This is a genomic window from Photorhabdus sp. RM96S (genome assembly GCF_042879335.1).
GTDB lineage: Bacteria > Pseudomonadota > Gammaproteobacteria > Enterobacterales > Enterobacteriaceae > Photorhabdus > Photorhabdus kayaii.
This window is the reverse complement of sequence record NZ_JBHFKT010000065.1, coordinates 1-12,066: the sequence shown is the minus strand read 5'-3', so window position 1 is coordinate 12,066 and position 12,066 is coordinate 1. Positions and strand designations below refer to the sequence as shown.

Genomic DNA, 12,066 nt, shown 5'->3' with positions numbered 1-12,066 from the left:
GGTTGAAAACATAAAGATTACCTCAAGTCGTGTTTGTTATTGAGATCAATCTATGAGGAAAAAGTTCAATAACGAGGGGGCAGGTTAAAATATTTGTGTAGGAAAGACAGGTTTTAGAGAGGGCAGTTTTGATACCAGCCGCAGGGAAACCGTTAATCCCTCCAGTTGATAGTGGGGACGCAGGAAGAATTTGGCTTGATAATATCCGGGGTTATCTTCCTGTTCGATGACCTGTACTTCAGCCGCTGCTAGTGGTTTGCGCGCTTTGGTCTGTTGTGAGGAGTTGGCGGGATCGCCGTCAACATAGTTGATGATCCATTTATTTAGCCAGCGTTCAATGTCGTCGCGGCTCTGAAATGATCCCACTTTGTCACGCACAATACATTTCAGATAGTGTGCAAATCGGCAGCAGGCAAACAGATAAGGTAAGCGAGCGGCCAGATTAGCGTTTGCTGTGGCGTCGGCATCCATATATTCCGCAGGTTTTTGCAGTGATTGTGCGCCGATAAATGCCGCAAAATCGGAGTTTTTACGGTAAACCAACGGGATAAAGCCGTTTTTTGCTAACTCAGCTTCACGACGATCACTGATAGCAATTTCCGTTGGGCATTTGATATCCAAACCACCATCATCTGTCGGAAAAGTGTGACAGATCAGTTTATCCACTGCTCCGCCTGATTCGACGCCCCGGATGGATGCACACCAGCCATATTCTTTAAAGGAACGGTTAATGTTCACCGCCATCGCATAGGCTGCATTGCTCCAGACATAGTTACTGTGGGTAGCTCCTGCGGTTTTTTCTTCAAAATCGAATCTTTCAACGGGATTAGTGCTGATACCGTAAGGTAAACGTGCCAGAAAACGTGGCATGACCAAGCCAATGTAACGAGCATCTTCCGATTCGCGCAGACTACGCCAGGAAGCATATTCCGTGTTGCTGACTAAATAGAGCAGACCACGCCATGCACCCTCCAGTGCTTGAAAATCAGCGTGATGGAGAATTTCGTTGATTTGTTGCGAAAGTTTGTTGTCAATGGCGGCAATCAGTACCTGAATGGTGCTGAAAGTGTCGCTCGATAAGGTCAGACTGTTTTCCAGCGCTTGATGTGCCAGAGTTTTAACGGCGTTTTCCACGGCGAGGCGTGCCTGATCTGTTTTAGGGCGAAATTCTTTCCTGAGTAACGCATTAAGTTCACTCTGATTGTAGTGAGTCGTTTGGCTGGAGTTTTCACCAGCTAAGTGGATTTCAGGCTGGCTCATGGCTGTCTCCCTGCTCTTGTTTTGCTGCTGGATTTGTGGATTCTGTGTTGTTCAGCGGTGCAGTACTTAACGATTTCAGTAATGCCGGATCTTGTAGGGTAGTCGCGATTAGCTCTTCGGCTCCGCTTTTGCCATCCATATAAGACAGTAGGTTAGCCAGTTGAGTACGTGCTTCCAGGAGCTGATTAAGTGGTTCAACCTGACGTGCTATCGCATCAGGTAGAAAATCATCCATTGTGTTGAAAGTGAGAGCGACTTGAATTTTCCCTTCACCGCTCAAGGTGTTGTCCACCGGAAAGGCAACGCTTGGGAGTAGTGATTTCATGCGGTCATCGAAATTATCAACATCAATGTCGAGAAACTTTCGCTGACTGAGTGGAGGAAGTTGATCAGCAGATTTTCCAGCTAAGTCCGACATCACTCCCATGACAAAAGGGAGTTGAACCTTACGTTCATCACCGTATAGTTCGACGTCGTATTCAATTTGTACTCGTGGTGCACGATTACGGGCGATGAATTTTTGCCCGCTGTTTGATCCTGACATAGTATTCTCCATCGACAAAATCAGTAGTTATGAGTCATTGACGGAGTAACAGCGGCTTTTCCAGCGTATTACCCCCCATTTTGCTGTCTCCTCAGCTCGCGTTATGTCTGCTTTTTACAGCCCAAAAAGTGTTCAAGTTGATCGACAGCCTCTGGAGCAAGATTGCGCATAATATTCATAAAATCCTGGTTAATGAGATGTTTCACTCGTGCAATCATCAATGGTGCTGGATGACTGGATTCATGTAATAGAAAGTACTGCCGTACCGCTTCCAGCGCTTGTTGAGCCTGTTCACGATTCTGGATACTGGATGGCTGCCAGCTATTGGATAGGCTTGGTTGGTGCGTATTGTTACCATTGCCCGGTAGGGGATGTTGGCTATCCTCCTCAATTTGAGCAGTATCGGGTTGCGGGGCGAGAAGCTGTACCAGATGGTGAAATATTGCCATTTGACGGCGCATATCTGGCAGACCACTGTCACCAAGATGGCTACGTAATGTGTTAATCAGGCATTGCAGGGTGGCGGCTATTTGTGGGATTAGCTTTATCACCGGTGCTTCACCTTGCTGTAATTCAGCAATCAGAAGATCTATCCCACCGGGAAATGGACTCTCTTCCGTGTTACTGCCATCCAGACATTTCATGATATCTGCCACGGTGAGGATTATCCCATTCCTGCGGGCGAATTCGCACAGACGCACCTGTTTAGCCAGCGCAAAACCATCACCTAGCCCCTGTAATGCGTTAATACGCATCAGTGGGTCTGGTTCACCATCTTGTTTTACGGCGGGCCACAAGGTTTCCCAATAACGCGCAACTGTCTGTTCCAATAACATCAGACCTTGTGCATATCCAACCAAGCCGTATTGGCGGCACCAGGCTTGCATGAGCAGGATAATAATGTGCAGATCTTTGCTGCGTGCTAGCAGAGCAAGTGCGCTTTTCTCTATCTGTCGCCAGTCAGGTTCCTGTGTCGGAATGATAAAGTCGCCGAATTGCTGTTCAGCTTTTCCCTGCGACAATTGAATCAGATGTATGAATTCAGCGCTTGTAGTGGTCAACTAATTCCGGACAGTAAATTAGAGAGAGCCTCAGCTTTTGCCGGTGGCACCCCCTCGTTGAACTGATGTGGCCGACTCCAGTTGTCATAATCCATCAGGTAAAAACTTATATCCCGCTGGGCTTCTGCTCTGGTCATATAACCGGTTACAGGCATCCATTCTGATTTCAAGCTTCTAAACAGCCTTTCCATTGGGGCATTATCCCAGCAATTGCCACGGCGGCTCATACTTTGCGTCATGCGATAACGCCACAGCCTTTGCCGGAATGAATGGCTGGCATATTGGCTACCCTGGTCTGAATGGAACATCACGTTTTGCGGTCTGCCGCGTTGCTCGTATGCCATGTCCAGTGCTTTAACCACTCAATCCGCATCCGGCTTTGCCGATAATGCCCAGCCAACCACTCGACGACAGTATAAATCCAGTACCACAGCCAGATAATGCCAGCCGCCTTCTGCCCAGATATAGGTAATATCACCGCACCAGACACTATCTGGCGCGCTAACGTCAAATTCCCTATTGAGATGATTCGGGATATCTGACCGTTCAGTCCGGGCTGTTTGATAACGGTGTGGGCCAGGCTGCTTACTGATTATCCCGGCTTCTTTCATCAGGCTTCTGACCTTGAAGCGCCCTATCTGATACCCCAGAGCACGCATCATGCCCAGTAACGTTCTGCTACCCGCTGAGTGGCGGCTTGCTTTAAATAACGCGGTGATTTTACTGCGCTGCTCTAACCGTTCAACATTAATCAGCCTGCTGCAATGCTTGTGTTCGTAATAACTGCTGGCGGCAACATCAAACACATCACAGACTAATTCCACTGCTTCATGCTCTCTTAACGAGTCTATCAACGTGTACGTTCGAGTTCGTCCGACATCAAGAGAGCGGTAGCCTTTTTTAATATCGCTTTCTCCCGCTCTAACCGATTGACTCTGGCCTCCAGCTCTTGAATGCGCTGCTGCTCTGGCGTCAGGGCTTTAGCCTTCGGTGTCACACCGCCCCGTTCTTGCTCAAGTTGCTCAACCCAGCGCCGCAGTACCGATTCATCCACACCAAGTGACTTAACTGCTTCTGCAAGGCGGTAGCCTTGGTCAAGTACCAGACTGGCAGCATCACGCTTAAACTCTGTAGAAAACGTACGACGTTGTCTTGTCATTGAACACCTCTTTTAACTAACGTGGTAATCTTACCACTTAAATGGGTGTCCGGTTTTATTAGACCACTACATTAGGTGTCATGTCGACGGTTTACCGGAAAGAGGATAATTGTTATTGGATAAAAAGTTGAGGGAACTCTTCGGTAGGTTGGAGTGAAATGGGGAATATGATGGGCAGTGTCTGGATAATATCTGGGATGTTTTTGCTGTCAGCAATTTGGTCACGAAATGTAGAACATGCCAGTTGGTGATGTTCAGATGTTCACAATACTGTTTTCTGGCCAGGTCACTGCGACATCAGTTGATAATATGCTGTTGTTTTTGTTCGGCCATGTATTGGATACGGTTCATGATGTTAGGCTCCAAATAAAGAAAGGAAGCTGTAGCATGCATGAACCGGATGGCTGGGATAAGGTAAGGTCACCGGGCATTTATCTTATATCTGAAATGGCCGGTTGTTTTTTATACAGATTTTTTAGTGTTAACTGTTTTAAAATCGTTGCTTCTCATACTATAAAACTGAAAACCTAATGAAATAACCATAGAGAGAACCGCAAAATAAATTAGAGCTATAGTACCCATTCCTAGAGATATAATTATTCCACCTAATGTAGCTCCTACCGAGCTTCCTAGATAGTTAATCGAACTATTGAGCGCGACGGCTGCGCTTCCGTGTTTAGGCTGATAAGATAATAAAATATGTTGCTGAGGTGCTCCTGATGCCCATCCCATAGCTCCCCATATGAAAAACGGTAAATATTTTATAAGCGATAGGTTAATCATTATTGGAATACATACGACGGAACATGTTAAAATGATTAGAATAAGTGCCATTAGAGTTTTGGGTTTTTTAAAGTAGTCAATTAAATACCCAATTGATATACTACCAAATAATCCACCTAATCCCCAAGCCCATAAATATATTGTTAAATCATTTGAGTTATTAAGGTCTTGTAGTAATGGAGATAAATAGGTATATAAACCCAAGCTTGCAATACTTGCAAAGAATGTTATTAAGACAGTGATGGTTACTCTTTTATCTAAAAACATTGCAATTCTTTCTTTTATAGCTGGAGGGGCTGTGACTGGAACATGTGGTAGAAATTTAAGAATGCTTAAAGCAGAAATTAAACTAAGAAGAACGACAAACCACATTGCATATTGCCAATTAAATTGGTTAGCGATGTAAAGGCCTATAGGAACACCTAATACAGTTCCCATGCTCATTCCACCTATTGTTAAGCCAAGTGCTCTCCCTTTCTTTTCCACAGGTACTAACATAGTTGCTCCTGTTACAGCTAATGGTGAAAATAAACCAGCACCAACACCAGCAATTGCTCTTGATATCAAAAATATAGAGAAATTTGGAGAGACGGCTGTTAATGCATTTGCAAGTCCAAAGATTACTATAGAAGTTAATAGAACTTTTTTTATAGGTTTACCTGCTAAAAGAGAAGCAAATAATGGAGCAGATACTGCATAACATAAGGTAAATATACTTACGGCTTGTCCGACTTGAGAGGCGCTTTTTTGATAACTATCGCTAATTCCAGGTACAAGTCCGGCGATAATATAAGCATCAAACCCCAATGAAAACATACCTATAGCTAAAAAAATGACATTTTTCATGGTTTTTCCACCTTTACATAGTTGAAAATATTATAAATAATGAACTTTATTATATTATAATCACTTGGTTATTAAAGTAGAGTAATAATTATTTTATCAATATATAGTGTACATTCGCATAGTAACTTTAAATAACGGTAGATTCACATAATAAGTGCAACATCGTTAATCTGGAAGTAAACATGTTCGTATTCCCTTAAATAATTCATCAGGAGGATACCTCAATGCCTTACGTGGGTGATTATTAAGCCTATTCATGATAAATCTTGTTTCCTGTTCTGTCACTGATGAAAAGTTTATTCTCTTTGGAAAATACTGACGAATCAATCCATTTGTGTTTTCATTGACACCAAGTTCTCGGGAGTAAGGGGGCGCAAAATAGATTTGAGTACCTAATAATTTAGCCATCCATTCATGTTCGGAAAACTCTAGGCCATGTTACTTCAGTAACAAAACAATGAGTAACTATTTCTATCAAACTATTAAGTGGTATCACTTCAAATGATAGAAAGATATATACCCTATGGATTTCAAGATGGATCGCGACGGCAAGGGAGCGAATCCCCGGGAGCATAGATAACTATGTAACCGGGGTGAGTGAGCGCAGCCAACAAAGAGGCAACTTGAAAGATGACGGGTAAAAATGACTGCTCAGAAACAACATTAACATAGCTCAGATACTGTCATTATTGCATTGGATATTGCGAAAAAATTACATGATGCTCTGATCTTCTTTGGAAACGGACGGCAGGTTTATATGAAGGTAACTAATGATCTAATTGATTACAAACGATTATTGGACGTGGCATCAAGCAAACCTTATTTAAAAATCTGCGTTGGATTTGAGCCAACGGCTGGCTATCACCGTAATATCACATATTGTCTGGTACAACAAAGAGCTGAATGTCGGCTGCTTTCTTCCCTTTCCTGTGTTCGAGCCCGGGAAATGCTTTATAAAACCTAGATAAAAATGACAGTAAAGATGCACATGTTCTTTCATATCTCGTGCAACGAGGTCTTTCAGAACCTTATAATGATCCCCTTATAGAAAATATGATGGATGCACAAGATGTCTCCAATTTTTATCACTAAATCTCTGTAGCCAGAACCCGTTGTATGGATAATCTGGTCAATCACCACTTGACCCTGTATTTTCTTGTTCGTATTAACCTCAACTAACATATGTTAAATATACATAAAGTTGTCAGTCGAGGTCTGAAAAATCACATTTAAGTTCCTTATTATTTTTATCCTAATCGTCCAAATCCACTTTGCTCATTTAATAAGATTCTTTCTTTTGAATGGTTATATTTGACTTTATGAAAATTTGGCTTCTTAGAATCAATTGTATTAAGTAGTTTTTGAAGGCGTATAGCTTCTTTTATAGTTGGAAATCCAAAAGAAGGTTTTTTTCCCAGAATAACAAAGTCAGTAATGTCTTTGACAACATTGATAATCCGCTCTATTTTTCTATCTCCATTATACTCATGGTCAAGAGAGTTGAAATATAAAATTTCTTCAGTTTGAATACTAGTTTCTGTCCAAATTCTTACTGAATCTTCATACCAGTTTGGTGTGTCAAAAGCTAGTTGGGAAAAAATTAATTGATTATGAACATTATGGAAAACAAAATCTAATTCTCTTCTTCTAAATAGATTTACAAAACTACTATATCCTGTGACTACAGCTCCATTAATTTCACCTATGATAGAAACACTGTCTGGAACTTCGTTTCCAGATATTGAATAATCAGACTTTACACCTTGAATGTGGTCTAAATATAATGGGGAATCGAAGTTAATCCACTGAATAAGATCTAAAGGGTGTATGATTTCACTGATAATTCCTGTTGTTGGACGATAGTCATTAATTCTATTCTTTTCCCATAAGAAGTTTGCTCTTAACAGTTTTAAATTATTTTCCTTTACATAAACTTTTAATAATCGAGCTGCTTGTGAATATCTTGCAACCATGTTTAAACAAAATCCTGATGAAAATTCTAATAGATTTTCTGTTGTGCTTAATTTGAAGCTAGGATCTACAAAAGGTTTTTCACATATAACAAATCCATTGAATTTTTGAATTAAAGATAAAACTTCCCCATGACTTTCATCATTAACAGATATTACTAATATGTCTGGATTAAATAATTCTAAAGCTGAGCTGACAGTAGGGTAGTACATCAAACTAATATTCTTTTTGGATCTGGAAGTATAAGCAATACTAATGCCCTCATTGTATAGATGTGATATGTTATGAAATGATTCAGCAAACATTTTCCCTGAGAAGCCCATTCCGATAATTAAAACTTTCATAGTATCATTTTCCTATTTAATTGTTTTAAATAATAATTGTTCTCCAGTGTGTATATAACCTCTTTTTCTATTGAATTCTTCTGCCATTTTACTAGATTGAATAACAATTTTATGAACACCTTGCTTTTTAAACCAACTATGGAAACTATCCATCATGGCTTCAGCAATCCCTAAATCTCGCCTATCCTTACGTACTACAAGAGATTGTCCCCAACCAATTCGCCCATTAAGTGCACCGACCATAGGGGCTCGTAAATCAATAATTCCAATAACACATGAACAAATGCTTGTATCTTCACCATATTGTCCAACCAGAATTAATACATTTTTGTTTGAAATATTCTCTTTAATCCAATCTCTATATGCATTTTGCCAGGCTAAATTATCTTCTTCACTTTTAGCGGAATAGTGGGTATTACCACTGGATAATAAAATTTTTCTTAACTCCACTAAATCTTCTGTATCTTGAATTGTAGCTTTACGAATAGATAGATTTTCTTGCATGATTTTTTCGCCTCTATTAGTTATTTTTGTAATGAATGTGTATTTTTAGAATGAGATGATAGATAACTTAGGGCAAGAGCATGAGAGCTTGCTTATTAGCCGCCGAAGTTAATCCAGCAATAAGAACTGCCTCTAAAATACTGACTATTTATTTCAGCAATTTTGTTTACACTCAATATTATTTTTTTGATTCTAAAATTAACATAATTAACATAATTAACATAATTAACATAATTAACATAATTAACATAATTAACATAATTAACATAATTAACATAATTAACATAATTAACATAATTAACATAATTAACATAATTAACATATTATGCTTATACAGGCCAGAATTTTTGCCTCGTTTGGGAGGTATATCTGGCAGGCATCTTCTTTTATTGAAGCATCCAGTATCCAATGTAAGCTATTTCAATTTCCCTACATCCTCTTACGGTACTGGCAGGGACTGAGCTGATGTAATAATGGTAGTCAAGGGAGACTTCTCCCAACATTTCCTGCTGATAATTCACCATTGCACTTGGCGGAGACAAACCTTTCCAATTAGGGGGGATTCTCGTTAACTGACTGGTCGGTAAAACATAATATTCACGGATTTTAATTCGGTCATGATACCTTTCTACAAAGAGGTGCTTAGGGAGATGGCAGGCTATATGTTTGGAAGTAGCAGCTTTTAAAGCCTTATGGAGGTTCCATTTGATACCCAATAAATAGTCACTACCTCGTCCGACAATCAATGAAGTAATCTCGGTTTGACATCCTGTCGCATTAATTGATATTAAGTATTCTTTTAGTTGCAGTAAGTAAATAATCTCTAGAGTTGCTTTGATTTTATTTGATTTTTCTTGTTTTTTACTCTGAACCATCATCAGGCCATTAGCGGTAGTAAAAGCGTTTACCATGTGGATCGCAGATTGTTTGGAATGATGGTAATGTGTCCCTTTTAGGGTTTTACCACCAATGGTAATCAATAGTCCTTCTAACTGCCCATAAACCGTTTTGATCCATTGCAGAAAGCAACGTCCCAATTTGGGCGGATTAAGACAGGGAATAATGTGGGCAATCGTGTTATGAACGGACTGACCATTAAGGAAGAGATTTTTTTCCTGAAACCAGCCCAAATAGGCTTCACCAAAATCTTCAATGTGTTTCCACCTGTATGCACCAGCAATGGTGGCACAAATTGTCAGGAATAAAACATCAAAGAGGAGACAAGTGACTTTGGTAGATAGTTTCGGATCTTGTATGACACTAAAATAATGTACAAATATATCAGTAAGCATGGTTCAGTTTCCCGTAAAAAGAAGCATAGGCTCATATGTTTCCGTATGGAGTAAATTATTTATGATTTTTTAAGGTATTTGCAATTTTTCCTTGATAGATAACTGTAGTGGAAAGTAATATATTTAATATTTTACTTCATAAAATAATTAATTTTAATATATGGACTATGAATTAATGTAATCATGAAATTAATTATTTTAATAAATATGTTATCACGATTTTAAAATTATATAAATATGAATTTTATAACATTTAAGGGGTGATATTTTTTACTGAAAATTTCATGTGTTGATTAGAAAATGAATTTATAATCCTTTTATGGGAATGTTTATAGGTGTTTTATTATTGACAGAATATCATTTTAAATGAGAGGAATAGATATAAATAGGATTTCATAATACTGATATAGTTAGTCTATTTGATTAATATCCGAATAGTGCAAATTTGATGCTTGATAGACCGTAGTAACTCATAACTCTGCTATGTATAGCTTGTCTCCCTTATTGTACAAGGCGTTTTGCAAAGTGATCTACTATTTTGAAAGCTTATTTAAATCCATAATTGGAGGCTCAATATGTATATAGAAATACTTAGTAAAAAGCTAGCAGCATTGAAAAAAAGTGGACAATATCGTGAGTTTGTTACATTAAATCGTATTCGTGGACAATATCCTTTAGCTAAACTAAATAGCTCAAACAATGGTGAGTCTGTTGTTGTTTGGTGTAGTAATGATTACTTAGGAATGTCTCAACATCCAGTTGTCGTTGAAGCTATGCATAGTGCGATTGATTTATTTGGTGCAGGTTCGGGGGGATCTCGTAATATCGGGGGTACTCACTATCATTATGGAGTTTTAGAATCTTCGCTAGCTGAATGGCATGATAAAGAATTGGCACTAGTATTTCCAACAGGATATGGCTCAAATGATGCAACGTTGCAGTGTTTATTACGTTTATTTGAAAACTGTATAGTTTTTTCTGATGAACTCAATCATGCTTCTATTATTAATGGTATATGTAGTACGAAGGTAGAACGTGCAATTTTTAGACATAACGATACAAAAAATTTAGAAAAGTTACTTGCGGAACAACCGTATGAACGACCAAAATTAATTGTTTTTGAATCGATTTACTCTATGGATGGCGATATTGCGCCAATTAAAGAAATTGTAGGCCTTGCTAAAAAGTATAATGCTTTAACATTTCTTGATGAAGTACATGCAATTGGTATGTATGGGCCTAGAGGTGCAGGAATTGCTGCTGACTTAGGTATTGCAGGTTCAATTGATATTATTCAAGGAACTATGGCTAAGGGAGTTGGTATTATTGGCGGGTATATTACTGGTTCTGAACCAATAATTGATACAATTCGTTCTTTTGCTTCAGGGTTTATATTTACGACTTCATTACCACCAGCTATAGTGGCGGCATGTTATGCAAGTGTTGAGTACTTGAAAGTTTCTGATACAGAAAGAAAAAAACTACATAAAAAAACTAAAATGCTAAGAGATTATTTCAGTAAAGCAGGAATTCCGATCATGAATTCTAGTGAGACACATATATTACCTGTATTAATTGGAGATGCAATAAAATGTAAAGCAGTAACACATCAGTTACTTGAAAAACATAATGTTTATTTACAACCAATTAATTCACCAACTGTACCAGTTGGAACTGAGAGACTTAGGGTAAATATTACTCCTAATCATTCGGAAGAACAAATTATACAATTAACTAATGCGTTGACTGAAGTATTTCTTTCATTTGATATACCCAATAGATTTCAAATTACTTCGCAGCGGCAGGTAAGTAAATCCTCAGCCACACAACTAATTATGTGACTGGGGTAAAGCAATTGCATGAATGATCAAATAACACTGAGAAGGAATGACGATCAAATCATACTAAGGTCAGTGCTCATTAATCTGACTGAAATGCAATCTGTGTTTGTAAGACGTTCATGTGATTGCTTTGGTGACTGGGAAGAGTAAGCGTAGCCAACAAAGATATAACTTGAAAGATGAAGAGCATATATCCGTTATCTTTCAAGTTGCCTTTTTGTTGGCTGCATTCGCTCACCCCGGTCACATAGTTAGCTGATTCTCTCCCTTGCCGTCGCGATGCATCTTGAAATCCATAGGGTATATTAGGCTGTGTCCCGCAATAGACTGAGATAGAATAATCCCCTGGTTCTGACTTTCGGAAAAAACCTGTTATGGCTCGTTACGACCTTCCTGATGAAGCATGGGAGTTACTGCTCCCCTTATTGCCCCCTGAACATTCTCAACGGCCGGGACATCCT

The 12,066-nt window shown here is 39.1% G+C and carries 10 protein-coding genes and 3 pseudogenes; 3 read left to right on the top strand and 10 right to left on the bottom strand.

What is annotated here, in order from left to right:
* Positions 1–84: 84 nt before the first annotated feature.
* The 6 genes and pseudogenes from tssC to ACGF49_RS23185 all read right to left on the bottom strand — a co-directional run.
* Entirely contained in the window at positions 85–1,260 is a 1,176-nt protein-coding gene (gene tssC / locus ACGF49_RS23210) for a type VI secretion system contractile sheath large subunit (protein ID WP_387492991.1), read from the bottom strand.
* Positions 1,247–1,804: a type VI secretion system contractile sheath small subunit gene (gene tssB, locus ACGF49_RS23205; RefSeq protein WP_387492988.1), complete on the bottom strand. Its 558-nt coding sequence runs from the start codon at positions 1,802–1,804 to the stop codon at positions 1,247–1,249. The genes tssC and tssB overlap by 14 nt, the downstream gene beginning before the upstream one ends.
* A 101-nt stretch (positions 1,805–1,905) precedes the next feature.
* The gene (locus tag ACGF49_RS23200) at positions 1,906–2,865 is read right to left on the bottom strand and encodes an ImpA family type VI secretion system protein (protein ID WP_113043472.1); all 960 of its coding nucleotides are present in this window, start codon (positions 2,863–2,865) and stop codon (positions 1,906–1,908) included.
* Positions 2,862–4,024, bottom strand: a pseudogene (locus ACGF49_RS23195) (IS3 family transposase). The gene ACGF49_RS23200 and the pseudogene ACGF49_RS23195 overlap by 4 nt, the downstream one beginning before the upstream one ends.
* Positions 4,025–4,486: 462 nt before the next feature.
* Positions 4,487–5,653 (bottom strand): MFS transporter, encoded by a 1,167-nt coding sequence (locus ACGF49_RS23190; RefSeq protein ID WP_271859781.1) that lies wholly within the window; start codon positions 5,651–5,653, stop codon positions 4,487–4,489.
* 165 nt (positions 5,654–5,818) lie between these two features.
* Positions 5,819–6,091 (bottom strand): annotated as a pseudogene (locus ACGF49_RS23185) (transposase); the annotation flags it as partial.
* 319 nt (positions 6,092–6,410) lie between these two features.
* Here ACGF49_RS23185 and ACGF49_RS23180 point away from each other — a divergent pair.
* The gene (locus ACGF49_RS23180) at positions 6,411–6,617 is read left to right on the top strand and encodes a hypothetical protein (RefSeq protein ID WP_113044362.1); all 207 of its coding nucleotides are present in this window, start codon (positions 6,411–6,413) and stop codon (positions 6,615–6,617) included.
* 283 nt (positions 6,618–6,900) lie between these two features.
* Here the strand turns inward: ACGF49_RS23180 and ACGF49_RS23175 are convergent, their stop codons facing one another.
* From ACGF49_RS23175 to ACGF49_RS23165, 3 genes are all read right to left on the bottom strand, one after another.
* The gene (locus ACGF49_RS23175; protein ID WP_113044361.1) at positions 6,901–7,968 is read right to left on the bottom strand and encodes a Gfo/Idh/MocA family oxidoreductase; all 1,068 of its coding nucleotides are present in this window, start codon (positions 7,966–7,968) and stop codon (positions 6,901–6,903) included.
* Between the two features lie 12 nt (positions 7,969–7,980).
* Entirely contained in the window at positions 7,981–8,472 is a 492-nt protein-coding gene (locus ACGF49_RS23170; protein ID WP_113044360.1) for a GNAT family N-acetyltransferase, read from the bottom strand.
* Between the two features lie 386 nt (positions 8,473–8,858).
* Entirely contained in the window at positions 8,859–9,764 is a 906-nt protein-coding gene (locus ACGF49_RS23165) for an ISAs1 family transposase (RefSeq protein ID WP_387492982.1), read from the bottom strand.
* Between the two features lie 575 nt (positions 9,765–10,339).
* On the opposite strand from ACGF49_RS23165, the gene hemA reads away from it, so the two are divergent.
* Positions 10,340–11,605: a 5-aminolevulinate synthase gene (hemA, locus tag ACGF49_RS23160; protein ID WP_113044358.1), complete on the top strand. Its 1,266-nt coding sequence runs from the start codon at positions 10,340–10,342 to the stop codon at positions 11,603–11,605.
* Positions 11,606–11,684: 79 nt separating this feature from the next.
* Here the strand turns inward: hemA and ACGF49_RS23155 are convergent, their stop codons facing one another.
* Positions 11,685–11,852 (bottom strand): hypothetical protein, encoded by a 168-nt coding sequence (locus ACGF49_RS23155; protein ID WP_158536633.1) that lies wholly within the window; start codon positions 11,850–11,852, stop codon positions 11,685–11,687.
* A 127-nt stretch (positions 11,853–11,979) separates the two neighbouring features.
* On the opposite strand from ACGF49_RS23155, the pseudogene ACGF49_RS23150 reads away from it, so the two are divergent.
* A pseudogene (locus tag ACGF49_RS23150) lies at positions 11,980–12,066 on the top strand (IS5/IS1182 family transposase); the annotation flags it as partial.